Origin of the sequence: Inconstantimicrobium porci (assembly GCF_009696465.1) — a bacterium.
GTDB lineage: Bacteria > Bacillota > Clostridia > Clostridiales > Clostridiaceae > Inconstantimicrobium > Inconstantimicrobium porci.
This window is the reverse complement of record NZ_VULX01000004.1, coordinates 59,783-84,657: the sequence shown is the minus strand read 5'-3', so window position 1 is coordinate 84,657 and position 24,875 is coordinate 59,783. Positions and strand designations below refer to the sequence as shown.

22 protein-coding genes and 1 riboswitch are annotated in these 24,875 nt (G+C 30.8%); of the genes, 2 read left to right on the top strand and 20 right to left on the bottom strand.

Going from position 1 to position 24,875, the window contains the following annotated elements:
* Positions 1 to 86: 86 nt before the first annotated feature.
* The 20 genes from FYJ33_RS04915 to FYJ33_RS04820 form a co-directional block, all read right to left on the bottom strand.
* Positions 87 to 872 (bottom strand): TatD family hydrolase, encoded by a 786-nt coding sequence (locus tag FYJ33_RS04915; protein WP_154530654.1) that lies wholly within the window; start codon positions 870 to 872, stop codon positions 87 to 89.
* 390 nt (positions 873 to 1,262) lie between these two features.
* Positions 1,263 to 2,777 (bottom strand): DUF445 family protein, encoded by a 1,515-nt coding sequence (locus FYJ33_RS04910; RefSeq protein WP_154530653.1) that lies wholly within the window; start codon positions 2,775 to 2,777, stop codon positions 1,263 to 1,265.
* A gap of 240 nt (positions 2,778 to 3,017) precedes the next feature.
* Complete coding sequence (gene metG, locus FYJ33_RS04905; protein WP_154530652.1) at positions 3,018 to 4,655, bottom strand: methionine--tRNA ligase; 1,638 nt, start codon at positions 4,653 to 4,655, stop codon at positions 3,018 to 3,020.
* A 290-nt stretch (positions 4,656 to 4,945) separates the two neighbouring features.
* Positions 4,946 to 6,892 (bottom strand): methionine--tRNA ligase, encoded by a 1,947-nt coding sequence (gene metG / locus FYJ33_RS04900; protein WP_154530651.1) that lies wholly within the window; start codon positions 6,890 to 6,892, stop codon positions 4,946 to 4,948.
* Between the two features lie 437 nt (positions 6,893 to 7,329).
* Positions 7,330 to 8,112 carry a DUF1189 domain-containing protein gene (locus FYJ33_RS04895; RefSeq protein ID WP_154530650.1) on the bottom strand — a complete coding sequence of 261 codons (783 nt, stop codon included), beginning with the start codon at positions 8,110 to 8,112 and terminating at the stop codon, positions 7,330 to 7,332.
* A 119-nt stretch (positions 8,113 to 8,231) separates the two neighbouring features.
* Complete coding sequence (locus FYJ33_RS04890) at positions 8,232 to 8,483, bottom strand: hypothetical protein (RefSeq protein WP_154530649.1); 252 nt, start codon at positions 8,481 to 8,483, stop codon at positions 8,232 to 8,234.
* Between the two features lie 2 nt (positions 8,484 to 8,485).
* Entirely contained in the window at positions 8,486 to 8,707 is a 222-nt protein-coding gene (locus FYJ33_RS04885; RefSeq protein ID WP_154530648.1) for a hypothetical protein, read from the bottom strand.
* 113 nt (positions 8,708 to 8,820) lie between these two features.
* A complete protein-coding gene (locus FYJ33_RS04880; protein WP_154530647.1) occupies positions 8,821 to 10,083 on the bottom strand; it encodes an RNA-guided endonuclease InsQ/TnpB family protein in 1,263 nt (420 codons plus the stop codon).
* A 4-nt stretch (positions 10,084 to 10,087) separates the two neighbouring features.
* Positions 10,088 to 10,498, bottom strand: a complete 411-nt coding sequence (gene tnpA / locus FYJ33_RS04875) for an IS200/IS605 family transposase (RefSeq protein ID WP_154530643.1) — start codon at positions 10,496 to 10,498, stop codon at positions 10,088 to 10,090.
* A gap of 209 nt (positions 10,499 to 10,707) precedes the next feature.
* Entirely contained in the window at positions 10,708 to 11,247 is a 540-nt protein-coding gene (locus tag FYJ33_RS04870; protein WP_154530646.1) for a hypothetical protein, read from the bottom strand.
* A 376-nt stretch (positions 11,248 to 11,623) separates the two neighbouring features.
* Positions 11,624 to 12,328 carry a TPM domain-containing protein gene (locus tag FYJ33_RS04865; RefSeq protein ID WP_154530645.1) on the bottom strand — a complete coding sequence of 235 codons (705 nt, stop codon included), beginning with the start codon at positions 12,326 to 12,328 and terminating at the stop codon, positions 11,624 to 11,626.
* Between the two features lie 154 nt (positions 12,329 to 12,482).
* Positions 12,483 to 13,550: an RNA-guided endonuclease InsQ/TnpB family protein gene (locus FYJ33_RS04860; protein ID WP_154530644.1), complete on the bottom strand. Its 1,068-nt coding sequence runs from the start codon at positions 13,548 to 13,550 to the stop codon at positions 12,483 to 12,485.
* 4 nt (positions 13,551 to 13,554) lie between these two features.
* A complete protein-coding gene (gene tnpA / locus FYJ33_RS04855) occupies positions 13,555 to 13,965 on the bottom strand; it encodes an IS200/IS605 family transposase (protein ID WP_154530643.1) in 411 nt (136 codons plus the stop codon).
* A 92-nt stretch (positions 13,966 to 14,057) separates the two neighbouring features.
* Positions 14,058 to 14,468, bottom strand: a complete 411-nt coding sequence (locus FYJ33_RS04850; protein ID WP_328598657.1) for a helix-turn-helix domain-containing protein — start codon at positions 14,466 to 14,468, stop codon at positions 14,058 to 14,060.
* A 120-nt stretch (positions 14,469 to 14,588) separates the two neighbouring features.
* On the bottom strand, positions 14,589 to 15,875 hold the full coding sequence (hisS, locus tag FYJ33_RS04845) for a histidine--tRNA ligase (protein ID WP_154530641.1): 1,287 nt from the start codon (positions 15,873 to 15,875) through the stop codon (positions 14,589 to 14,591).
* A 420-nt stretch (positions 15,876 to 16,295) separates the two neighbouring features.
* Entirely contained in the window at positions 16,296 to 18,008 is a 1,713-nt protein-coding gene (locus FYJ33_RS04840; protein WP_154530640.1) for a Na+/H+ antiporter NhaC family protein, read from the bottom strand.
* A gap of 112 nt (positions 18,009 to 18,120) precedes the next feature.
* Positions 18,121 to 18,292, bottom strand: a riboswitch (Lysine riboswitch).
* A 115-nt stretch (positions 18,293 to 18,407) separates the two neighbouring features.
* Entirely contained in the window at positions 18,408 to 20,015 is a 1,608-nt protein-coding gene (locus FYJ33_RS04835; RefSeq protein ID WP_154530639.1) for an ABC1 kinase family protein, read from the bottom strand.
* A 17-nt stretch (positions 20,016 to 20,032) separates the two neighbouring features.
* A complete protein-coding gene (locus tag FYJ33_RS04830; RefSeq protein WP_154530638.1) occupies positions 20,033 to 20,386 on the bottom strand; it encodes a phasin family protein in 354 nt (117 codons plus the stop codon).
* Between the two features lie 351 nt (positions 20,387 to 20,737).
* Positions 20,738 to 21,148 carry a hypothetical protein gene (locus FYJ33_RS04825; RefSeq protein WP_154530637.1) on the bottom strand — a complete coding sequence of 137 codons (411 nt, stop codon included), beginning with the start codon at positions 21,146 to 21,148 and terminating at the stop codon, positions 20,738 to 20,740.
* Positions 21,149 to 21,181: 33 nt separating this feature from the next.
* The gene (locus FYJ33_RS04820) at positions 21,182 to 22,426 is read right to left on the bottom strand and encodes an aminopeptidase P family protein (protein ID WP_154530636.1); all 1,245 of its coding nucleotides are present in this window, start codon (positions 22,424 to 22,426) and stop codon (positions 21,182 to 21,184) included.
* Between the two features lie 190 nt (positions 22,427 to 22,616).
* Between FYJ33_RS04820 and FYJ33_RS04815 the strand changes: the two genes are divergently transcribed.
* Together FYJ33_RS04815 and FYJ33_RS04810 are read left to right on the top strand one after the other, a co-directional pair.
* Entirely contained in the window at positions 22,617 to 23,171 is a 555-nt protein-coding gene (locus FYJ33_RS04815; RefSeq protein WP_154530635.1) for a sigma-70 family RNA polymerase sigma factor, read from the top strand.
* Between the two features lie 288 nt (positions 23,172 to 23,459).
* Positions 23,460 to 24,812, top strand: coding sequence for an MATE family efflux transporter (locus FYJ33_RS04810; protein ID WP_154530634.1), 1,353 nt, complete (start codon positions 23,460 to 23,462; stop codon positions 24,810 to 24,812).
* Positions 24,813 to 24,875: the final 63 nt, after the last annotated feature.

Below are 24,875 nucleotides of genomic sequence, written 5' to 3'. Positions count from 1 at the left end.
GGTTTTATGATTAATCTTTATATATATATTAATATAATACTTTTCTTATTCCATCGTAGCTCAAATAACTTAAAAAACACAGCATATTATTTTATGCCAAATAACCTTCTAGTGTTATCTATAAGCTTTTCGCTAAGTTCTTTTTCGCTAATTTCTCTCACTTCTGCTATTTTAGAAATTACGAATCTTATATAGTTTGACTGATTTCTTTTACCTCTGTTTGGCTCTGGCGACATATAAGGTGCATCAGTCTCAACTAACATTCTGTCAATCGGGATATCTTTAGCAACCTCAACTGCTTTTTTAGACTTCTTAAATGTTACAACTCCTGTAAAGCCTATATAATATCCTAGCTTTAAACATTCTCTTGCAAACTCAACACTTCCTGAAAAACAATGCACCACTCCTCTGACATTTGGAAACTGTTTCATTATATCTAATGTATCCTGATGAGCATCTCTATCATGAATAATCACTGGAAGGTTAAGCTCATCTGCAAGCTTCATTTGTCTTGCGAAAACTTCTTTCTGTATTTCTTTTGGTGGATTCTCTTCCCAATAATAATCAAGACCTATTTCTCCAATAGCCTTAACCTTTGGCTCAGACAACACTATATTTTTTAGTTGTCGCTCCACCTTATCATCATATTCGTATGCATTCTCAGGATGAATTCCTACTGCGCTGTAGATAAAATCATATTTTTTAGATAATTCTACTGAGTCAAGCGTCCCTTTAAGTGATGCTCCACAATTTATAATTCCTATTACTCCATCATCGTTAAGAGACTTAATAAGTTCATATCTGTCATCATCAAAGCTAGAATCATCATAATGCGCATGTGAATCAAATATTAATATATTATCTTGATTCATGAAATCACCCCGTTAAGTTTATTAGTATAATTATCCCATACCCATGTCAATATGTCAAATTTCAAGCATTTCATCGGCATATCGGCAACCAAATTAAACTTTTTTAGTGACTACGCTATAAATATTACCACTTTTTTACATTTTTAACAAGCCATATTATATGGTTGAAATTAACTCTTAATATGCAAATACTGTAAACATCTAGCTGCACGATACATAAAAAAAATTAAACCCACCTCTAAAAGCAAAAAAATAAAGCCATATAATGACTTTATTTTTTCACAAAAAGTACCTAATAAAAAGATTAGAGATATGAGAGGGATTCGTCCTCTTATCTTGAAACTCCTCCTAGAAGTTTCATCCTTTTCTCTGCTCTCTAATCTATATCTTCTAGAATAGTCCATTTATTATTGGTGATATTATTCCCAGGATTGCTCCTAAAAGTGCTCCCAGCCATGTTATTGACTTTAATTCTTTATCTGCTATTTCTATGATAATTTTTTCAGCATAGTCTACTTCAAATTCATTAATCTGCTTTTCAACGATTGGTGCAATTTTGATGTCATTTATTAAAGTAGGTATGTATCTTGTAAGTACCTTATCGTACAGTCCTCCAGCTATATCTGACACATAGCTGTTGACTGTGTCTATAAACTTATTGCTGATGTTCTTATTCATCATCTTATTAACTGTATCATCAACAGCATGATATACAAGTACTTTTATATCTTCACTGTTAACAAGTTTAACAATCTCTCTTTTAACAACTTCCTTTATATCTTCTCTATAAGTACTTCTGAAAGAAGAGATAATTTCATCATATGATGATAAACTATTAACTTTCTCTGATATTTTCTTTGAAATAAGATTTGCTATATCAGAATTAAGAATTCGCGATTCTATCTTAGTTGAGATGTTTTTAAGAATTTCATCCTGAATATTAACTGGAATCTTTTCAAGTACTTCTGCTACAGTCTTATCCTTATATGAATCCACATATGAATTTAAGTATTTTACAATTTCTATTCTGTTTACTTCATCATCAAGATAGCCATCAACAAAATCTAACACTTTAGTATAAAGAGTCTCATCATTAAGGAACATAGAAACAAGCGGATTCATGTTATTTAATACTTTTGATGTAATGTTTTCTTTAATCTTATCTGCAACTTCTGGGTTCCTTACAAGTTCCTTAATTTCTGATGCTATAGTTTCTTTTTCATTAAATATATAAAGATTAATACCAGTGAAAACTTCTACAGGTACAATTTCGAAAAGCTTTGTATTATTTTCTATGAGACTTATCTTTTTATTAGTAATTATCTTTGAAATACTATCCCTGATATATCCCTGATCTTGTGATTTCTTCATTAAATCATTTAAAAATGACTTAAATCCATTTCCTGCAAAATAATCTTTAATAAGAAGAGGCTCTTCATTAAGTTTCACATCCACAAAAGCTAATAAGTGATCACTAATTCTCTCAACCACATCTTCACTTTCAAACTTATTAAGTGCTGTGTTAGTTATTAACATCTTCAATTCGTTTTCAACAGCTATCTCTTTATCTTTAACCATAATTGTTAATAACTTTTTGACATTAAGTTTTTTATCCTTTAATGAGCATATAAAATTAAAAATATTATTTCTTACTTTATCTTTTAATCTCTGAGTTTTTAATGATTCTAAGATAGCCTCACTACTTAAAAGATACTTGCCAACTGCTTCACCAACACTTTTTGCTATTCTTGACTTTTCTTTTGGTATAAGTCCTGGTGTAAATGGCACCCTTATGCCAAATATTCTTTTTTCCTCTAATGGCCTAAAAAGCATCTTTATAGCTATGTAATTTGTGATATATCCGATTACTGCCCCAATAGCAGCGCCTACTAATATCTTTATCAAAGCAATTCCTCCTCATGTTAATAATATATTTATATTTATTAATAATTTCTTTGCTTTTTTGACACAATCCTGACACATAAGTTTTGTAATATAATACTTGTAAAGTAGCTAAAGCACTAAAATAAAATTTTACCCCTTAAAATTATATAAGTTTAAAGCCCTGGGTTTTAGTCGTCCCCCTTGACAGACTTTTTTGTACCAGGGCTTATTTTTTTCTTTCATAGAAAATTGTATTCAAATTCATTCAGCATTTCTTGCATCAATCATAAGTTGAATTTCTTCATCAATCTTAGATTTATCTATTCTGGTAAATAAAAATGATAATTCATTAACTGATACATCCTTAAGTTCAACAAAACTCCATATAGGCTTTTCTATATTAAGAAATTGTCTTATCTTAGCTGCAGATTCTGGAACAAAAGGCTCTAAAAGATTTGAAAGATTTGCTATTATCTGTACGCAGTTATATAAAGTATTCCTGCACCTTTCCTTATTTTCTTTCAAGGTAACCCATGGTTTTTCATTATCAAAATACTTATTTGATTCTTTTATAAAATCAAATATCTTTTCAAGTGCTGCTTTAAATTCACCATTTTCGATTTTATTACCAGCAATTATATATAAATTCTTTAGTTTACGCTGAATTTCTTCATTTAATCCACAGTTATCAAGCTTTCCGTCAAAATTCTTGTGGATAAAACTAAGACTCCTGTTAATAAAATTGCCATAGCATCCAAGAAGGTCGCCATTATGACTATTTATAAACTTCCTCCATGTAAAATCAGAATCTCTCTTTTCAGCACCATGGATAGTAAGGTAGTATCTTATGGAATCTGAATCATAATGATCAAAGATATAAGGAACCCATACTGCCCAGTTCTTCGCTGCAGAAAACTTCTTGCCCTCAAGATTTATATATTGTGACGAAACCATTCTTATTTCTGACTTTCCTATATTAAGCCCATATAATATAGCAGGTAAAATTACTGTATGGAAAGGTATATTATCTTTTCCGTGTACAAAATATATTCTGCTATTTTCATCATTCCAATATTCCTTATAATCTTCATTTCTTTCTTCAGCAACTTTTCTTGAAGCTGAAATATATCCCATTATGGCATCAATCCACACATAAATTTTCTTATCTTCAAATCCAGGAAACGGTACATCAACACCCCAGTCAAGAGTTCTTGTAATCGCTCTGTCTCTTAATCCTTCCTTGATATATCTCTTTGTTATTTTAATAGAGTCATTTCTCCAGTACCTGCCGTCTCTCTCTACAAGTGCTTTTATGTCATTATCAAAACTTGAAAGTTTAAAGAATAAATGCTTAGTCTGCTTGATAACAGGTTCACTGTGACATACTTTGCATTTCTTATCAATAAGATCTTCTGGATCAAGAAGTGCTGAACATTCTTCACACTGATCTCCTCTTGCTGCTCCTCCACAGTATGGACAAGTTCCTTCAATCATCTTATCTGAAAGGTATTCACCACATTCTTCACAATAATTCTGCTCAAGTATCTTCTCATATATATATCCATTTTTATAAAGCTCAGTTACAAGCTCCCGAACAATCTTATGATGATATGGAGAATCTGTTTTTGCATATATATCAAAAGACATATCAGCTTTCTCAAAATATCTTTTAAACTCATTGTGATAATAATCTGAAACTTCTCTTGGGCTTTTCTTTTCTTCCTTAGCTTTCATTAATATTGGTGTACCATGACAGTCACTACCTGAAATAAAAATTACTTCATCACCTTTTTCTCTATGATACCTAGCTAAAATATCTCCAGGAATCCAAGCTGCCAGTCTTCCAAGATGAAGAGATCCACTTGAATATGGCCATGCATTACCTATTAAAACTTTCATAAACTAAACCCCACTTATAATTCTTATTGCTTCTACTATGTATATGTATCAATGTAAAATGTATAATTTAGAATGTATAATTCAGGATGAAATTAGCAAGCTAATTTCTAAAACTTAATGGAGGCTTTGCCTCCAAACCTCTTGTCATTAAAAAAAGGTGTTTTAAAGAGGGCCAAGCTCTCTTTTTAAGCAGGCATTCCAAATCTTTGATTTGGTATGTTCGCTTATGCCTTGGCTTGAACTCCCTTCAAGGGGAGTTCTATCCTGAATTCTACATTTTACATTCTAAATTATCTTACTATGCTTCCTGTTGGAAGATCACCAGGATTTACAGCAAATAGCTTACTGTCATCATCTGTTGCTCCACAAAGAATCATTCCCTGTGATAATTCGCCTCTTAATTTAACTGGCTTTAAGTTTGCAACTAGAACAACGTTCTTTCCAACAAGTTCTTCTGGCTTATAGAACTTAGCTATTCCTGAAACTACCTGTCTTACTTCGTTTCCTAAATCAACCTTTAACTTAAGAAGTTTCTTTGCTCCCTTTATTGGTTCACATTCAAGAACTTTAACAACTCTTAAATCAAGCTTTTCAAAATCATCTATTGTAATTTCTTCTTTTATTGGCTGTATTTCATGTTTTTCAGCCTGAGCTGCATTTTCTGCCATCTGAGCTGCTTTTAAGTCTTCAAGTTCTTTTATCTTAGCTTCTACATCTATTCTTGGGAATAATGCATCACCCTTAACAACCTTAGTTCCAGCACTAGTTCCATCGAATGATGATAAACTGTTCCAGCTTAAAGTTTCAGCATTAATCTGTTCATTAATCTTCTTGCTTGTTCTTGGTAAGAATGATTCAAGAAGTACAGATGCAAATCTTAAACTTTCGATTAAGTTATATAAAACTGTTCCAAGTCTTTCTTTCTTGTCTTCGTCTTTAGCTAATATCCATGGAGTTGTTTCATCAATGTACTTGTTAGCTCTTCCAATTAGATTGAATATTTCTTCAAGTGCAGCTGGTAAGTTGAACTTGTCAACATATTCTTCAACCTTCTTAGGAGTTGCAAGTGCAAGATTTATAAGTTCATCATCAATAGCTTCTTTAGCTGTTGGTGCTGGTATAACTCCGTCAAAGTATTTTTCAACCATTGCAACACTTCTTGAAAGAAGGTTTCCAAGGTCATTACATAAATCTGAGTTAATCTTCTTGATGAATATTTCATTATTGAATAATCCATCTGAACCAAATGGTATTTCTCTTAATAAGTAGTATCTAACTGGATCCACACCGAATTTATCAACAAGGACAACTGGATCTACAACATTACCCTTTGATTTTGACATCTTTCCACCATCAACAAGAAGCCATCCGTGTCCGAATACCTGCTTTGGAAGTGGTAAATCTAGAGCCATTAACATTATTGGCCAGTAAATTGTATGGAATCTTATGATATCCTTACCTACAAGATGTACATCGGCAGGCCAGTACTTATTGAATTTTTCTGCGTTTTCTGAGCCATATCCTAAAGCAGTGATATAGTTTGATAATGCATCTATCCATACATAAACAACATGCTTTGGATCAAATGTTACAGGAATTCCCCATGTAAAGCTTGTTCTTGAAATACAAAGATCCTGTAAGCCTGGCTTTAAGAAGTTATTAAGCATTTCATTCTTTCTTGATTCTGGCTGAATGAAATCAGGATGATCTTCAATGTACTTTATAAGTCTTGGAGCATATTTGCTCATCTTGAAGAAGTAAGCTTCTTCTTTTGCCTTTTCACATGGTCTTCCACAATCTGGGCACTTTCCGTCTACAAGCTGAGTTTCTGTCCAGAATGATTCACATGGAGTACAGTACATTCCTTCATATGAACTCTTATAGATATCTCCCTGATCATATAGTTTTTTAACTATCTTCTGAACTGCTTCAACATGATAATCATCAGTAGTTCTGATAAACTTATCATAGCTTATGTCCATCATTGTCCATAGTTCCTTAATTCCAGCAACTATTTCATCAACGAATTCCTTTGGAGTTACTCCCTTTTCTTCAGCTTTTCTCTGAATCTTCTGGCCATGTTCGTCAGATCCAGTAAGAAACATTACATCATATCCTGTAAGTCTCTTAAATCTTGCAATTGCATCAGCAGCAACAGTTGTATATGTATTACCTATATGAAGATTAGCTGATGGGTAATAAATTGGTGTTGTAATATAAAATGGTTTTTTTTCCATTTCAACGTCCTCCTACAATGTTTTTATATTTTAAAGTGCTTTAATTTCCTATAGTTATTAGAAAAACAAGCAAATTAGTTACTAATTAAGAAAGCGCCCCCATATGAGTTATTCTCATATAGAGGCGCCTTTTTTATACGCTGTACCACTCTATTTCATATCTTAAAAAATAATTTACGATACCTTATATCAGGCGACTTTAATACATCATCACCCTGCAGTATAACGGCTGCTTCCGTACTTCTCTAAAACATAGCATTTACGCTATAAATTACATTCGAAAAATATGCTCCAAGACCATGTTCACAAATCTTCCTGTTATTGGTTTTCAGCTTGCCCAACTCTCTTTTAACATTCCAAAATGCTACTCTTCTCTTCATAGCTTCTTATAAATTTTAACATAATTATATTATACACTAAACATAGTGTCAAATCATTTACTTTTTATTTGTTTTTTTAATTTTATATTCTGGTTTAAGGCTATCTTCACCATTAACTTCCTTTATTGCTTTACGTACATATAATACCTGAATAATAACCAAAATCCAGCTTATTATTGGCATGTTACCTATCCCAAAAGCTTTTAGGCATGTAAATAATATTATTGGTACAGTTACTGTAAATGAACTTATCTTAAATATCTCTCCAAATTGCATAGGATTCTTTGCTCTCATGCTGAATGTCATTACTAATAAAGCTGCCATGAATATCAGCATATATGATATAGCTATATTCTGTATTATAAATCTAATAGGCATAAACTTATATGACTTTGCTTCATCTATTACGTATTGTTTATTTAATGTAATCCCTTTTGAATCAGCATATTTTGCACTTCCTAATTCTTTGCCATTAAGCTTCTTCTTTAGGCAGCTTTTTCCCCAGAATATTGCATTCTCAGCTTTAGCATAGTCACTATTATTGTCAGTGCTGTCGTCAAATATAAGCACCATTCCACTATCATTAATAACGACAGGTCCCTCATTTTTAAGCTGAAGATTATTATTTTTAACAGTGAATTCTGGTATCTTGTCCATATTATTTTCTACAACATTAACACTACTCCTGCTATTATTGTAAAATGGCACTGATAATATCCCTCCAAGAACTGCTGACAATATCACAACATATAGAAAAACCTTAAGCTTTGACGCTTTCATCAACTCTTTATATACTTTAAAATCATACAAACCTTTAAAACAATTTTTTATAAACTCCACTTTCTCATCCCTCCGTACCACGTTTTATAGTAAACAATATAATTACAATTATATAATAATATTTAGTATTTTTAAACATTTACTATAACGCTTCCGTAGAAACTAAGATAATATAGCTCTTATTTTTTAGTAATATTACTGCTGAAAAAATGAACTGTGTTAATAATCCATTCTGGCAGATCAGGATAACTTTGTTTTAATGTATCCTTTAACTGCTCAAAAGGTGTATTTAATGGAAGTGTCTTTATTCCCTGCACAGTATTGCCGATAGCTATATGAGCATGTGCATTATCACCTACAGCTATATCTGATGCAATTGCCATTGCACCAAAGGCATACTTTCCTATTGCTAATGCTCCACATGAAAACACACCTATGATATAGCTCCAAATGAGAAAGTCCCCACAGAAATAGCTCCAGTCGCCAATAAAAGTCCTAATGCAATTGCTCCAAATCCAGCAAATCCAATACCAAAACAGCCAAAACTTAATAGTCCAAAAGACAGAAATCCTACTGATATTACCCCGTATGATATATTTCCTATAGCAATTATGCCTTTGGCTTTCTTAAATCCTCTTCGTGAACTACTCCTCATTGAAATAAGGAGCTTCTTTTTATAGTCATATATGAGGAAGTATGCAATGCAATATATCTCATATACTACCTATAGGGGAAGTCCACACCCAATACTGCTACTTAACTATGAAGTTACACAGCTACTTTTATTTTATAAGGGTTACTTAATCCTTTAAGTGGTACTTTTATACCTTTATTTTCTTGTTGTTCATATAGCCTTAATATATTAAATGCTCCAACACTATCTGCATTAAATAATGTCATTTTGTCTATATATAAGCCTCTTTTCTTTCTTTTACTCTTTGTTGCATATGTTTTACTCACCTCTGGCGAAAATGGACTTACTTGTGAACTATAACTTTCTTTTATTTTTATTAGTTCTATTCCTTCTCTTAATAATTTATATGCAAGTAAATCATAAAGTCTATCATAAGGCAAAAAATGTAGCTTTTGATTATTTATACTTCCTAATTTAGCATTATCTCTAATTCCTTTTATATCACCTATTACAACTTTATTTATATTATTAGTAACACAATATTTAACAACTTCTTTAGTTACACAATGATAATAATGATTAAGTTGTAATTGTTTCTTTTTATATAAATTATTTATCCTTTTAGTAGTAGTTACATACTTTTTACCACTTGCTATTTGCTGTTTATTCGCTATTTCTTGAAGATGACTTATCTTCTTATTAAAATAATGACTAATTTCTAAGTATTTAGAGCCACTTGCAATAAAGCTTTTACCTTTATTATCATAGCAAGTGAAAAGATTTGAAATACCAATATCAATAGATAAATAATTTCCATTATCATCTTTAAGGGCTACATCTTCTATTTCATAAACAACATTAATTTGATATTTTTTATTTTTAAGTGGTTTAAATTCAATAGTTTTAATATTTCCTTTGATTGTTGAAAAGTATTTTATTTTCAAACTTAAATATTTAGAATCAAAGTCATATTTATCCTTTAAATATTCTTTTTGTTGTTTAGAAATAGAAAATTTAATAGTATCATCAGATACTTTTTTAAATCCATTATTAAGATAAGTAAAATTAAATAAATCTTTTTTACCTTTAAATCTTGGTGGTTTTGGATTTTTAATTCCTTTTGATTTATTTAACTCAAAAAAACTTTTCCAAGCTTTTTGCAATTTATTTAATACATCTTGTGATGTTTGAGATGGTAAATTCTTATACCAAAAATTATCTTTTAGTCTTTTCTTTTGGTCATACCAATTAGGAAATTCAGAGAAACCTAATGTTTTATAATTTCTCTTTTCATAATTGCCTATATTCCATAGCTTTGCTGACGAAAAAGCCATTGAGTTTAAAATATTAAGTTCTAATTCATTTGGTTTATATATAATCTTTTTCGTCAATAACAAAACATTATTCTCCTTTCATTTTTTGATTTTCAATATATCTTTTTATATTTTCTTCATTAGTTGAACCAATAGTTTCAATATAAAAAGAACTATTCCACAAAGTATTTTTCCATAATTTTTTACTTATATCAGGGAATTGTAGAAACAATTTTCTTCCTGTGATACCTTTACACATCTTAACAATGTAAGAAGGTGCTATCTTAGGATGAGCTGATACAAATAAATGAATATGGTCTTTATCACATTCCATTGCATGAATTATAAAATCTTTTTCTTCAGCAATTTTTTGTAGTTCATCTTTTAAATATTGTTCTACATCTCCAATTAAAATTTTACGTCTATACTTAACTGTCCAAACAATATGATAGTTAATATTATAGACACAAGTTCTCGCTTTAGTTAATTTACTCTTCATACATATAGTATACACTTATTTAATATAAAAAGCAAGTATTTAAGGGTGTTAGATGATTACATATAGTCTTTTTATGCAAAAAAAAGAAGAACATTCATCTCCTCATTGAAATAAGGAGGGTTCTGCTCTTACCACCTAAAATTTGTAAAGTATATATTAATATCAAAAAACCGGGTTAATACTTCAATAGTATTAACCCGGTTTTTTTACTATACTAAATATCGAACTAAAGGCTTCTTGCTTACGAATCCAGTATTTATCATATTAGATACGATATTCTTTACTGTAAGCTCCTTATATTCGTAACCACAATCCTGTGCTATGGTATTTACAGATTCATTATTTGTAGATAAATCAATACGCACACCGTCATAGCCTTTTTTCCTTGCGTAATCTTCAATCCACATTAATATATCATAATAATTTTCCTCATACCCGTTACCTACTATAAGCTCTGTAACGCATAGGAAGTTATCGCTTAACATACTATTAGATAATCTAACTCTGGTGTCATATTTTATATCTATTGCGTCACCATCATATGGCATACCTGTTCTAGTCTCATACTCTTTTATATGATTATACCAGTCATTTTCATCAAAATGGTTCAATCTATCATCGAGGAAAACAATCTGATAAAATGCTATTCCTCTAGTTAAGTCTTCAATATTATCTACAATATTTGGGTGTCCATTACAGCTATTAGCCAAAAGTTCTTTTAATTCTGAAAAGTCTCTTACATCAAACATATATATACTCCGTTTCATATTTTGATAAAATTAGGGTAATTGAGAAATATAATATAATTATAACGGCAAATATATTTATTGCAAGAAAAAAAGAAGATATAATATATTAAGAAAGTATAAAAATAGTACTCCAAAGCTAATACAAATAGCAATGGATAAGGGGTGCGTGAATAACCCTATATTGTTAAGGGTAGCCTAACAGGTTAGAAATATTAAATACCAAACACAATATAAAAAAGAATAAGATAGCCCTGTTAGGACTACCTTAGAAGCTCCCTCTTCTACAAGAGGGGAGTATTCACTAATGACTATTTCCCAAAAACGCAAAAAAGCGACACCTTCTAAGCGTGATGTCGCCTCATTTTCTCGCAATTATTTACAGTTTTCCATGATTATAGTTTTTAAGTTTTACTATGGTTAGAGCTAAATATAGTGAAATTAACATAGGTGTAATAAAACTAATTATTTTCCATTTTATGGTATCATGCTTTATGGTTTTATCTAGTCTAGTTACTGTGTCAGTAATAGCTCCCGCATAATTTCCATCTTTTAGTTTTATGTTAGCCAATCTTTCAAGGTTAAATTTAGATATAAAGTTCATCTTAACACCTTTACCATGTATAATTCTCATTTTATTTGTTTCTGTATTTACTGTAATTAATATATTGGTATTAGTTTTGTCCACTTTATACCCGAACATAGTCTCAAATGTGCTATCTTCAACATCTTTAGTATCAGTATACACTACAATATTAAGACCTGTCAGTTCGTTTTGATTGGCAATTACGGTATTTATTTCCTCTTTATCTGTTAGTATATTAGATATATCAACTACATTACTAGATAAAGTGAGAGTATTATCATTAATATCTTCATATCCGGACATTGAGCCAATCTCATCTAATGGATTTTCTATATTAGGTTCTCCATATATAGTATTTTCTTCTGTAGATATATCATATGGGGATACATAGTCATTACTAACTTCTCCTTCTGCCTGTGCTGTAATTAGTGTATTACCTAATCCCGAAACTAACATTAACATTGTAATGCCGAGCATTATTTTCTTTAGTGACTTCATCCTAATTATTCCTCCTTAGTGATATATTTAAAATTATATAAAAAGCGTTGCATATAGTCAACATAAACAGATATAATATAATAAGTACTAAATGAAAATCTATAAAATTAATGATAAAAAATATAATAATACAAAGGAGGCAGAGTATATGCTATCATTCAACATGGATACTATGTGAACTATAACTTTCTTTTATTTTTATTAGTTCTATTCCTTCTCTTAATAATTTATATGCAAGTAAATCATAAAGTCTATCATAAGGCAAAAAATGTAGCTTTTGATTATTTATACTTCCTAATTTAGCATTATCTCTAATTCCTTTTATATCACCTATTACAACTTTATTTATATTATTAGTAACACAATATTTAACAACTTCTTTAGTTACACAATGATAATAATGATTAAGTTGTAATTGTTTCTTTTTATATAAATTATTTATCCTTTTAGTAGTAGTTACATACTTTTTACCACTTGCTATTTGCTGTTTATTCGCTATTTCTTGAAGATGACTTATCTTCTTATTAAAATAATGACTAATTTCTAAGTATTTAGAGCCACTTGCAATAAAGCTTTTACCTTTATTATCATAGCAAGTGAAAAGATTTGAAATACCAATATCAATAGATAAATAATTTCCATTATCATCTTTAAGGGCTACATCTTCTATTTCATAAACAACATTAATTTGATATTTTTTATTTTTAAGTGGTTTAAATTCAATAGTTTTAATATTTCCTTTGATTGTTGAAAAGTATTTTATTTTCAAACTTAAATATTTAGAATCAAAGTCATATTTATCCTTTAAATATTCTTTTTGTTGTTTAGAAATAGAAAATTTAATAGTATCATCAGATACTTTTTTAAATCCATTATTAAGATAAGTGAAATTAAATAAATCTTTTTTACCTTTAAATCTTGGTGGTTTTGGATTTTTAATTCCTTTTGATTTATTTAACTCAAAAAAACTTTTCCAAGCTTTTTGCAATTTATTTAATACATCTTGTGATGTTTGAGATGGTAAATTCTTATACCAAAAATTATCTTTTAGTCTTTTCTTTTGGTCATACCAATTAGGAAATTCAGAGAAACCTAATGTTTTATAATTTCTCTTTTCATAATTGCCTATATTCCATAGCTTTGCTGACGAAAAAGCCATTGAGTTTAAAATATTAAGTTCTAATTCATTTGGTTTATATATAATCTTTTTCGTCAATAACAAAACATTATTCTCCTTTCATTTTTTGATTTTCAATATATCTTTTTATATTTTCTTCATTAGTTGAACCAATAGTTTCAATATAAAAAGAACTATTCCACAAAGTATTTTTCCATAATTTTTTACTTATATCAGGGAATTGTAGAAACAATTTTCTTCCTGTGATACCTTTACACATCTTAACAATGTAAGAAGGTGCTATCTTAGGATGAGCTGATACAAATAAATGAATATGGTCTTTATCACATTCCATTGCATGAATTATAAAATCTTTTTCTTCAGCAATTTTTTGTAGTTCATCTTTTAAATATTGTTCTACATCTCCAATTAAAATTTTACGTCTATACTTAACTGTCCAAACAATATGATAGTTAATATTATAGACACAAGTTCTCGCTTTAGTTAATTTACTCTTCATACATATAGTATACATTTATTTAATATAAAAAGCAAGTATTTAAGGGTGTTATATGGTTACATATAGTCTTTTTATGCAAAAAAGAAGAACATTCATCTCCTCATTGAAATAAGGAGGGTTCTGTTCTTACCACCTAAATTAATGTGTACAAGAGGCAGTCCAAATAAAGTCTTTTTACTCTTATACTCATAATCAACTGATATCTTGTTAATATTGAGAACTATTTTACCATTTAAATCTTGCTCATATGAAGTATTACTTTTTTCATCTGCTGCTTTATTTTCATTACGCTCACCAATTTCATTGTCATCATTAACTAAGCTGTCAATTGTAACATTATAAAGTTTAGATATTGCTTTAAGTTTATTTAAATCTGGTAAAGACTGTCCAGATTCCCACTTTGAAACTGCCTGTCTTGAAATACCAAGTTTCTCTGCAAGTTCCTCTTGAGACAATAAATTTTTCTTTCTTAATAATTGTAACTTATCTGCTAAATTCACCACACTCACCTCTAAGAACAATTATACTTAAAAGGTAATTTTAGTCTACAAACCGATAATTTCTTTTTGTCAACTAAGAGTTGCATCGCCTATATTTCAATACTTTACAGAAATTAATTTATATTATAAATTAATATAAGTTTCTTCACCTGTTTTCATATTTTTAGATTTTAGTCTTTTATTTTTAACTTCATCTTCGCCTATAATAATTACATTTTCTGCTTGTATCTTATTTGCATAAATCATCATCTTTTTTAATGTACTTTCTTCAAAATAAACAGTTGCTACGTAATTCTTTTTCTGAAGATCATTCATCACTTCTATGCAATAATCCATTGTATCTCCAAGTGGTAGAATAAGATAATCAAGACTATTGTTTGCTTTATATGTATCAAGGAATCCAATTTCACTTAACACAAAGAACAATCTTGTTAATCCTATAGACATTCCAACACCAGGAAGAATATTATTTGTATACTTTTCTGCAAGGTTATCATATCTTCCACCTGAACATACTGAACCATAACTCTCATTACCAGTAAGGAATGTTTCAAATACAGTACCTGTATAGTAATCAAGACCTCTAATTATCTTTAAATTTATTGTAAATTTATCACTGCTTACTCCAAGACATGACAGTATATTAGTTACTTTTTCCAGTTCTTTTATTCCTTCAATAAATGTTTCATTGGAAAACTTAAATTCAGAAAGTCTTTTTATTGTTTCATCACTGCTGCCTTCTATAGAAATAATGTTATTTATTATCTCAGCCTGTTCTGAACCAATAACTTTTGTAAGTTCATCATTAAAACACTTTTCTCCAATCTTGTCATACTTATCTATAAGTGTCATTACATCATTTTCTCTCTCAATTTCAAGTTCGCTTAAAATTCCTTTTAAGATTTTTCTATTGCTTATCTGGAATTTATATGATGTAAGGCCTATAGCTTTAAATGCTCTATCAGCAAGATTAATAACCCAGGCATCATTATTGATACTTAAACTGTTCTTTCCTATTACGTCAACATCACACTGATAAAACTCTCTATATCTTCCTCTCTGATTTCTTTCTCCTCTATAAACTTTTCCTATCTGGTATCTTCTGAAAGGAAAAGCTAATTCATCAAAGTGCTGAGCTGTATATCTGGCAAAAGGCACAGTTAGGTCAAATCTTAATGCCATCTTATTCTTTCCTTTTTCAAAGCTGTATACCTGCTTTTCAGTTTCTCCGCCAGACTTTGCAAGCAGCACTTCAGATTTTTCTATTATAGGTGTATCAATAGCTTCGCAGCCATTCTCCTCATAAACTGCTTTAATCTTACTTACTATATCATCAAATTTTTTCTGATTCTTGGGAAGTAACTCCATAAATCCTGCTAAAATACTTGGTTTTATTATATTATTTTTCATTTTTCATACACTCCTTAATAATTTAGAATTTTTGAATACAAAAAAACCATGCAGCTTCTATCCTGCATGGCTTCACAAAAATTATGAATACACTTAAAAACCATTGTCAGAGATACAAGCCTGCGGAAATAGACTTGTATCTGACTTTAATCAGACCAAGTCTCTAACAATGATGATGGACTAAAATTACTTTAACCATATTAAGTGATGTCATAATATACCTCCTAAAATTAAATTAATATTATAATAACCCTTTTTCTAAAAAAAGTCAAAAAAATCTCAATAATACCAAAAGGTATAGGATTCTCCCATACCTTTTATTTAAAATATAAAATTTATAATTAAAAAGATAACCCCCTCTTTAATTTCAGAAACTCCTGTAAGGAGTTTCTGCCTACACTATTCGTTATTCACTATTAACTATTCGTTACCTTCTACTGGTTTTCCTATAAGATAAGTAAGTCCAGTAAGTGCAGCAATAGCTACTGGAAGTATTATATATATAGGAAGCCCTAGTCCTGCTGGTATATAACCAAAGATTATTGTTACAGCTGCAACGAAAAGTGCATACCATATCTGAGTTTTAACGTGATCTATATGATGGCATCCTGCTCCCATTGATGAAAGTATTGTTGTATCAGATATTGGTGAGCAGTGATCCCCAAATATAGCTCCTGTAAGTACAGCACTTATACTTACTGTTACATATCCCATATCAGGTGATATTGCAAAGGCTAATGGAATAGCAAGCGGCATAAGTATTCCCATTGTTCCATAAGCTGTTCCTGTTGCAAATGATATTACTGAACCAAATATAAATATTATTGATGGAAGAAGGAATTGTGGAACTGAATCAGATAATATTGAAACAAGGAATTTTGCAGTTCCAAGTTCTTTTATTACTGAGCTTAAGCTCCATGCAAGAATAAGAATAACTCCTGTAATTACAAGTGGTTTCATACCTTCTATCCATACTTCTACAGCTTTTGATACTGAGAAAATCTTTTTAAAGAATGCCATTATAATTGCTACTATTGTTGCTATAAGTGCTGCCTGGAATAATACTATTGAAGCATCTGCCTGTCCAAAACATTCCCTAATAGCTGCAAAACTTGCTGGTGAATTATTTACAAGTGCTATAAGCGAAGCATCTTTACCAGCTAATATTGTTTTATATCCACTGTAATAAAATCCCACAAGTGCTGCTATTATAAGAGTTCCTATTGGAATTATTGCATTCCAGACACTTAATTTTATTCCTTCTACAGGTTCAAGATCAGTATCAATAACTACATTTTCTTTATCAGCCTTTTTACTTCTAACTCTGGTAGCTCTCTCCGCTTTAAGCATAGGTCCAAATTCTCTTGAAGATAATGCTGTAATTACAACAAAAGCAAGGATTAAAATATTATAGAATCTATAAGGAATTGTATTTAGGAATATCCCAAATCCATTTACATCCTGTCCAAGTTGCTGGCTGAATCCATCTTTTATAAGTCCAACTTCAAGCCCTATCCAAGTTGATATTATTGCAAGTCCTGCAATAGGTGCTGCTGTTGCATCAATAACAAATGCTAATTTTTCTCTTGAAACCTTAAGCTTATCAGCAATTGGTCTCATTATAGGTCCAACGATTAACGAGTTTGCATAATCATCGAAGAAAACAAGAATTCCTAAAAGCCATGATATCATCTGGGCACTCTTTGGAGTCTTGGCTTTCTTTGATAAAGCTTCTGCTACCGCCTTAGCTCCACCCATTTTACTTACAAGACTGATAAGTCCTCCTATTGCAAGTACCTGAAGTACTATACCTGCATTCCAAGGATCTGCTATAGAATTAAGCATCCTTTGAGTCATATCCAGGAATCCATGGATAAGTGCATAAAATATATTGCTTGTCCCATTAAACTGCAGAATTACACATCCTACAAGTATTCCCAGAAACAATGAAATAACAACGTTTTTTGTTACAAATGCAAGTACTATTGCTATTAGTGGTGGAAGCAGTGTAAGCAGTCCAAACTTAACTGCGTTAACCTGTGCTGCATCCTTCTCTGCACCAAGTGCTATAGTACAAAATGATAGTAAAAACAAAGTAAATGATAGTAAAAATATTTTTTTTCTGTTTTTCATAAAAAGTCCTCCTTTAAAATACTTAAGAGTGATAATAAAAGAGGCAAAAAAGAACCCTGAGATAACACCCAGAGTTCTTAATCCATTAAGATAACTTAATGAAAAATTTCCTATAGATGATAGCTCTCCACAAAATATTGTGACAGCCTTGCATATATTCTATGCAAGTCCAGCATATGGCCTTAAAACATTATCCATAAACTTCGGCATCATTTCCTTTCACTGCACTTCATTGTGTTTACCTCTGTACAGTTACTATTAAATAATGCGCCTCTACCTCTTCTAAATCTATTCTCTTTTTGATAACAATTATACTATACCATTCTAGCAAAAAATACAAGCCCTATTTGCAAAATTGTAAAAATACATATTTCTACAAAATAATGCTTAAGACTTGTATTATTTTAGATTTCCTGATCGTAATATTGAAATTAACAGGTATAATGCAAATATCCCTGAGATAACATATCCTGTTATTCCAATGATTGATACACCCTTAATTTTAGGTCCTACATTGGCGCTGAGTATGTAAGATGAACCTATTATCATGCCTGATACTACGACTCCAAATACCACCCTGTTAGTCATTTTATTGACCTCCTTCATGGTATCTTTGAATTCTGTAGATTCTATTTTAACTTTTACCCTTCCCTCATTTAGGTTTTCTGCAAGTTCTGCATACTTATCTGGCAACTCGCTAGATCTTTTTAAGAATGAGTATAAGCTAATCATTATATTATCGTAATTAAATGATTCTCTAAAGTAATATTTATTCTTAGACTTTACATATGGAATTACAAAATCAAGTATATCCATGTCAGGAGAAACCTTTGAAACAACACCTTCAATGATAAGCGCACTTTTTGATATCATTACAAAGTCAATAGGCAGCTGTATATTGTTTCTTTTTGCTATTTCAATAATTTCTCTGATAAGCATTGACATCTTTATGTTCTTAATTGACGTAGATAGATACATATTTAAAAGATACTTTACATCTTCATAAAGCATATTTCTATCCATTTTCCCTCGACGTATACCTACCCCTATTAGGAAATTGACAAGCTTATTGGTATCCCTTGTTGCAACTCCAACCATTGCATCATTAAATGATTTTTTCATTGATTCTGTGAGAACTCCCACAGATCCAAAATCTATATAACATATTTTATTATCAGCTATAAGAATATTTCCAGGATGAGGATCCCCGTGAAAGAACCCATCATTAAACACCTGCTTGCAAAATGAAAGAGCAAGTTTCTTTCCTATATCATATCGATCATAACCATACTCCTCAATCTTATCAATATCAGTAATCTTAAAGCCTTCTATGTACTCCATAGTAATTACTCTTCTACCACAGTATTCATCTATAATCTTTGGTGCATATATACATGCTACATCTTTGTTAAGTTCCCTAAACTTCAATATATTTTCTTTTTCAAGTTCAAAATTTAATTCCTTATTTGTTTCGATTTCAATTTCCTTAAGAGCATCCACTGGATTCATAAGGAATTCATCTTCATTTATAAAGCTGACCATTCCAAGAAGTTTTTTTAATATATGAATATCAGTATTGATCATTTCTTCAATGCCAGGACGCTGTATCTTTACAATTACCTTCCTGCCATCATTAAGTTCAGCTTTATAAGCCTGGGCAATCGATGCACAGGCCACAGGTTTTATATCAATATCCTTAAAAGCTTTCTCAATGTCTATCTTAAATTCATCAAAAAATACCTGTTTAATGCTGAAGAAGTCTTCTTCATTTGTAGAATCCTGAAGTTTTGAAAGTTCATTTATATATTCTTCCGGCAGTATATCCGGTCTTGTACTTAGTATCTGCCCTATTTTTATAAATGTAGACCCTAATTCTTCAAATGCTCTTCTTAAATTTTTAGGAGCATCTTCATGCCTCTTCTTCTTTGAATCTATAAGGTATCCAAAACCATACGAAGCGAAAACCCCCATTATCTCCTTAAACCTTAAAAAAGACTTCTTCTTCATATTTCACCAATCATCCTCTAATTATTTGTTTTTAAGTTCTTTTCAAGTTCCTCAACTTTCTTTTCAAGTTCATCAACCTTGCTTTGAAGAAGATCATACTCTCCCTTATAGCAGAAACCATACTGTTCTATTATCTGTCTTACTTCATCTTTAGTTGCAGGTTTTATGTCATCAATCTTATTGTTTAGCTTATTCATTTTGTCGCTTGCTGAACTAGTAAAGTTTCTCTTTAATTCTTCTGAAAGTTCCTTACCTTCATCTACTGTAAGCTTTCCTTTTTCAACAAACTGCTTAACCATACTGTCAGCCTTTTCATATGTTGCAGCTGCAGCACCTATCCCTGCTAAAAATACATTTTTTAAATCATTCATAAAAAACACCTCTCATTATTTACCATAATATGTTTTTATTATACCCTTTTTTTAATGATTAATCCTCTAATAAAAGCTATATATAAATAATTAAAAATTTAGATTTTAAAATTTAAAATTACAGGATGAAATCAGCAAGTTGATTTCTTAATTTATCATGGAGGTTTCACCTCCAAACCTCTTAATTAATTTTAAATTAAGAGGAGTTTTAAAGAGGAGCTTCCGCCTCTTTTTAGAACTCCTCAAAGGAGTTCAATCTGCAATTTTACATTCTAAATCCTACATTCTAAATTATTATTGAGCATCTTGCTCAATCTATACTTACGCTTGATTTTGCTAGGGAATTAATGTCTAACTTTTGGCTTTAAACTGTATGCCACATTTTCTACATGTAATTGTAATCTTGCCTTTTCCCCTTGGAACTCTCAGCTTCTGACCGCAATTCTTACATGTAAAAATCTTATAGTTTTTCTTTTCATTAAACCAATCGCTCATTCTCTGGCCTAATGGCTTCTTGTATACATTATAACCACTATATTTCTGTGCTGATTTTCCAAGGGCATTTCTTATAAAGTCCTGAAACTTCAGCTCTTCCTGCTGTCTCTTATATACATCCTTTGAAAAGAATCTATATAGTACAAATAAGACAAGCAATATGCTGACAGGTCTTGTATATCTGAACATGCATAGTATTGCAGCAACCAGAATGATTATCTGATCGAGCATATCAAACTTTCCATATCGTCCATTCATAAAATTCATATCTTAAACACCTTCTTTATTATTTTTTTATGTTTACTTCTGAGCCATAAATTTTTCTATATCTTCTACTGATTTAATCATATCCTTAGTAAGAACTTCACAGCCGTTCTCAGTAACAAGTACATCGTCTTCTATTCTTACTCCTATACCTTCTTCAGCTATATAAATACCTGGCTCAACTGTCCATACCATTCCTGGCTTAAACTCTACATCTCTTCTTCCAACATCATGGCAGTCTAATCCTAAACTATGTCCAATACTATGCCAGTAGTACTTTCTAACTTCTGACTTATCCTTTATAAGACCAAGATTTATACATTCTTCTGCAATCCATTCGGTAGCTTGGTTGTTCCAGTCGATAAATTTAACTCCTGGTTTTGTTGCTGCAATAACTTTTTCATTTACTCTAAGTACTGCTTCGTATACATCCTTCTGTCTCTTTGTGAATCTTCCATTAGCAGGGAATGTTCTTGAGATATCAGCATTGTAGTATTTGTACTGAGCTCCAAGATCAAAAAGAATCATTTCATTATCTTTGATTACAGTATTATTAGTTGAGTAGTGAAGAATTGCTGCATTTTCTCCTGCTGCTGCAATAGTCTTAAATGCATAATCCTTAACTCCATGGCTCTTGCATACAAAATCAAAATAAGCTTCAAGCTGATATTCTTTTATGCCTGTTTTTGAATTTTTCATAAGAGCTTCTACGCCTTCTAATGTTATAGCTATAGCTTTTCTCATCTCTTCAATTTCTTCTTCAGACTTTACCATTCTTATTTCACTTATTATATTATAGATATTCTTAACTACAATTTGTGGATATATTCCCGCTATCTTTGAAGCAAATTTTTCTGCAGTAGTCTTGTCATCATCCATTGAATTTCTTTCTAAATCAAGATATAAGTTTTCAATGTCTCCAGCAGTTATAAGTCTGTTAACTACGGCTTCAAAAGAATCAAGGAATTCTACGTCTTCAATTCCTGAAAGTTCTGATGCTTCATTCTGTCTTAAAGTTTTTCCATACCATCTTTCTCTTTCAAGATCTGGTTTTATTACAAATAATACTTCACTTTCTTTTCCGTTAACCTTCTTTAATAAAAGAATATGATGTGGTTCGTCGATTCCTGTTAAATAATAAAAATTTCTATTTGGAGTAAATGGATATTCTTCATCAGCAGATTTAGTAAGCGCTTTTCCAGCGAAAAATATAACTGCTGAATTATCCTCTACCTTTTCCAATAATTTTTTTCTATTCTTTACGAATACATCTTTTATCATAATATCGCGCCCCTTCTTGTAGTTTTATTAATTAATATTGTAACACAGTTTTGTGACAACTTTACAACATATCCCATGATGATAAAATTAATTTTCTTTAAACATTTTCGAACAAATTTTCTATTTTATTGCAAACATTTGTTCGGTAGCATATATTTATATTGAAAGTTAAAAAGGTGGTGAACTTAATTTGGAAATAAATTCATTCGAGGAATTAGTAATAAAAACAAAAAACGGAGATAAAGAAGCTGAAAAAGAACTGTATGAAAAGTTCAGGCCTTTCATCATTAATCTCTGCAAAAAAAGCTTTATCGACGGTTATACCTTTGAAGATATATATCAAGAATGCTATCTTGCTCTATCAAAGGCTGTGAAATACTACAACGTGGACAAGCACAGATTTTTTGGCTATGCACTTACTGCTATCAAAAATCAAGTAAATTATAAAATACGAAGAAGCGTGCCAGAAAAAGAATCAAACTGTTACGTGGATAACTTTGAATTTGTGGAACAGACTACTCATGATCTTGTGGAAGATATAATATTAAAAGCTGATTATGATGTACTTTTAAAATCACTAAAAAATCTTGATGAGAAGGAACAGCATCTTATAAGGCAATGTTTTTTCAAAAACAAATCCTATAGACAATATGCAAAGGAAGTTCACTTAACATACAGTCAGGTTATGTTTATAAAGAGAAAAGCGCTAACCAAGCTACAAAAACAGCTGCTTGATAATAAATAGATTAGAGATATAAGAGCAGAGATAAGAGAACAGGATGGAATTTATTCGCTACGCTTAAGCAGGCATTCCAAATCTTTGATTTAGTATGCCTGCTTATACATTTGCTAGAAACTCCATAGGAGTTTCATCCGATTCTCTGCTCTCTTAGTTCTAATCTCTTAACTAATTCACAAATTCACATTTATTAATATGGCTAATAGATATTTTAGTACAATAATTGATGCATATCACTCAACAATTATATGATATAATGGGAATATTGATGTTTTTAAAAGGAGACTTTATATCATGACTAGATTTCACAAACAGACTTATTTAAATGTTCTTAAGCTTTCACTTCCAGCAGTCGGAGAAATGCTTCTTTACACTTTAATATGGGTATTTGATACGATGATGGTAGGAAGATATGGTGGAAATATTGCCGTAAGCAGCGTTGGCTTATGTACAGAAATACTTTCTACATTTTCTAATATTCTTATAGCTTCTGGTATATCAGTTGGAATAACATCCCTGATTGCACGTTATACAGGCGCCAAAAATATCGCCAAAGCTGAAGAGTGTGCCACAATAGGATACGGTATTACGATAATAATCTCATTAATAGTCAGTATATTATTTGCAGTTTTTGCTCTGCCTCTTCTTAAAACTATAGGCGCAGATGATAATGTTGCATTGATTGGCTCTTCATATATGAGAATTGCCTGCATAGGAATATTCTTCAGCATGATGACTACTGCTCTTTCTGCAACACTTAGAGGTTCTGGCAACACTGTAACACCACTTATAATTGCAGCTTCAGTCAACATTATAAATATATTTCTTGATTACTGTCTTATCTTTGGACGCTTTAGCCTTCCAGAGCTTGGAACTGATGGGGCAGCCATTGCCACAGCTATTGCAGAAGCTGTAGGTTTTTCCGTAGCTTCAGTATATTTCATTAAATACTCAAAAATAAAGATAAGGATAAAATATATAAAATCATTGAACATATTCAGAACAAAATCACTGATTAATCTTTCAGTACCAGCTATGTTGCAGGAAGCATCATTCAGTATAAGTAGGCTTATCTGTAACCTCTTCATAGTTTCACTTGGTACAATAGCCTTTGCGGCTAACCAGATTACTACAACTATTGAGTCCTTATCATATATGCCTGGATGGGGATTTGCTGTAGCTGCAACTACGCTTGTAGGACAGAAGGTAGGCGAAAAAAATTATAAAGGAGCCAAAGAATATGCTTCAGTTTCACTTATCCTCGGAATACTTACTATGTCAATCTGTTCTGTACTTTTCCTTGTAATTCCCGGGAAATTAATAAATCTCTTTATTACATCAAACGAATCTGAAGTTATAAAATTCGGAACATACTGCTTAATGGTAGCTGCAATTGAGCAACCATTTACTGCTTTATCTATGATAGCTGGTGGAATCTTAAAAGGTACTGGCGATACAAAGACTCCATTTAAGGTTGCTCTCTTTACATCATGGGCTATAAGACTACCACTGATGTTTATTGCAATTTTTGTCCTAAAGATGTCAGTAGTATCAGTATGGGTTATAACTTCAATTCAATGGGTATTTGATGGAACACTTCTTTATATATTGTTTAAGAAGAATTTTAAAAGAAACTATAACTTATGATGTTTCTTATCATACTCCTTTTCCCATTTTTATCTCCCCCAAGCAAAAACAGGGCCGTTATAC

Coding starts and splice junctions, on each gene's coding strand:
- FYJ33_RS04885 (WP_154530648.1), bottom strand. CDS start 8,707: ATGAGGAGTAGTTCACGAAGAGGATTTAAGAAAGCCAAAGGCATAATT.
- FYJ33_RS04865 (WP_154530645.1), bottom strand. CDS start 12,328: ATGAAGTCACTAAAGAAAATAATGCTCGGCATTACAATGTTAATGTTA.
- FYJ33_RS04870 (WP_154530646.1), bottom strand. CDS start 11,247: ATGTTTGATGTAAGAGACTTTTCAGAATTAAAAGAACTTTTGGCTAAT.
- FYJ33_RS04835 (WP_154530639.1), bottom strand. CDS start 20,015: ATGAAGAAGAAGTCTTTTTTAAGGTTTAAGGAGATAATGGGGGTTTTC.
- FYJ33_RS04810 (WP_154530634.1), top strand. CDS start 23,460: ATGACTAGATTTCACAAACAGACTTATTTAAATGTTCTTAAGCTTTCA.
- tnpA (WP_154530643.1), bottom strand. CDS start 10,498: ATGAAGAGTAAATTAACTAAAGCGAGAACTTGTGTCTATAATATTAAC.
- FYJ33_RS04840 (WP_154530640.1), bottom strand. CDS start 18,008: ATGAAAAACAGAAAAAAAATATTTTTACTATCATTTACTTTGTTTTTA.
- FYJ33_RS04825 (WP_154530637.1), bottom strand. CDS start 21,148: ATGAATTTTATGAATGGACGATATGGAAAGTTTGATATGCTCGATCAG.
- FYJ33_RS04915 (WP_154530654.1), bottom strand. CDS start 872: ATGAATCAAGATAATATATTAATATTTGATTCACATGCGCATTATGAT.
- hisS (WP_154530641.1), bottom strand. CDS start 15,875: ATGAAAAATAATATAATAAAACCAAGTATTTTAGCAGGATTTATGGAG.
- tnpA (WP_154530643.1), bottom strand. CDS start 13,965: ATGAAGAGTAAATTAACTAAAGCGAGAACTTGTGTCTATAATATTAAC.
- metG (WP_154530652.1), bottom strand. CDS start 4,655: ATGAAAGTTTTAATAGGTAATGCATGGCCATATTCAAGTGGATCTCTT.
- metG (WP_154530651.1), bottom strand. CDS start 6,892: ATGGAAAAAAAACCATTTTATATTACAACACCAATTTATTACCCATCA.
- FYJ33_RS04830 (WP_154530638.1), bottom strand. CDS start 20,386: ATGAATGATTTAAAAAATGTATTTTTAGCAGGGATAGGTGCTGCAGCT.
- FYJ33_RS04820 (WP_154530636.1), bottom strand. CDS start 22,426: ATGATAAAAGATGTATTCGTAAAGAATAGAAAAAAATTATTGGAAAAG.